Origin of the sequence: Legionella quateirensis (genome assembly GCF_001467955.1) — a bacterium.
Taxonomy (GTDB): domain Bacteria; phylum Pseudomonadota; class Gammaproteobacteria; order Legionellales; family Legionellaceae; genus Legionella; species Legionella quateirensis.
In genome coordinates, this window is record NZ_LNYR01000049.1 from 243,401 (window position 1) to 244,200 (window position 800).

The window sequence follows — 800 nt, forward strand, 5'->3', positions numbered from 1 at the left end:
GTTATGACATCATTGGCAATATCCACAACGGGATTGACTGTAATGGCAATATTGTCCGTATCACTTAAGGTGCCGTCACTGGTGACTATAGTTAAGCTGTCAGCGCCGTTGTAATCGGCAACAGGTTGGTAACTTAAACCATCCAAAGCGGTGGTAATTGCAGCAGGAGATCCCGTTAAGGTCACACTGCCCGTTCCGTTATTCGTAATGGTCACCCCTGCTGTTGCCAGAGCCGTTAAGCTGCCGTGTGCCACAGAAATCGTGGTGGTCACAGAAGCGCTGTCTATATCGGTAAGGCTAATCGCATTGCCGTTGGCAGAGCTAAAGACCTGAGCGGTGTCTTCATTCGTGGTTTGAGCGCCAGGGACGCTGTTAGTTGGGGCATCATTAACCGGATTGACCGTGACGTTCACTGTAGCCGTTTCCGTAACTCCGCCGGAAGTCACTGTGTAGGTAAAGCTGGTACTGCCATTGTAATTGGCGGTTGGGGTAAAGCTTAAAGTGCCGTCATTATTTAACAGCACTGTGCCGTTGGCTACCGTTACGGTGTTGCCTGTGGTAATGGCTGTACCATCAATCGCAGTGATGGTATGACCTGCGTTTTCAAAGGTATCGTTATTATTCACATCATAAGTAGCCACCGTGTCTTCATTCAGGATTATGACATCGTTGGCAATATCCACAACGGGTGTCACCGTAATGGCAATATTGTCCGTATCGCTTAAGGCGCCATCACTGGTGACTATAGTTAAGCTGTCAGCACCGTTGTAATCGGCAATAGGTTGGTAACTTAAACCATC

At 48.4% G+C, this 800-nt stretch carries 1 protein-coding gene; it reads right to left on the reverse strand.

The features are described 5' to 3' along the window. The coding region (locus Lqua_RS18565; RefSeq protein ID WP_193787197.1) for a tandem-95 repeat protein at nucleotides 1-800 on the reverse strand (800 nt) is incomplete at both ends.